A 361-nucleotide genomic window follows, 5' to 3' on the forward strand; every position below is an offset into this window, starting at 1 on the left:
CACCGACCCACAGCGCCGTCTGCGCCGACCACACTCCGGCAAGAAACCCACCGGCGACGGTGCCGAGGGGTGTCGCGCCCTGTGTGACGACCGCCGCCGCGGCGGTGACGCGGCTCAGATACCGATTCGGGGTGACGCGTGTGCGCAGCCCTGCGACCGCCACCGAACGGCCGACCAGGGCCGATCCGAGAAGTATCTGCCCGATCGCGATCAGTACGATCGCCTGATCGCGCAGCACCCCGGCCAGGGGCAGGAACAACATCGCGACCGGCGCCAGTCCCGAGAACAGCATCGTCATCCGGATTTCGCCGAACCGCCGCCGTAGCCAGGGGCATACCAACGACGCGATCAGGCCGGAGAC

At 69.3% G+C, this 361-nt stretch carries 1 protein-coding gene; it reads right to left on the bottom strand.

All coding sequences use genetic code 11. From position 1 onward, the window contains the following. On the bottom strand, positions 1 to 298 hold a 298-nt coding region (locus GV790_RS29210), incomplete at its 3' end, for a hypothetical protein (protein WP_375139443.1). Between the last annotated feature and the right edge of the window lie 63 nt (positions 299 to 361).

This window comes from Nocardia cyriacigeorgica (assembly GCF_010858045.1).
Lineage (GTDB): Bacteria > Actinomycetota > Actinomycetes > Mycobacteriales > Mycobacteriaceae > Nocardia > Nocardia cyriacigeorgica_E.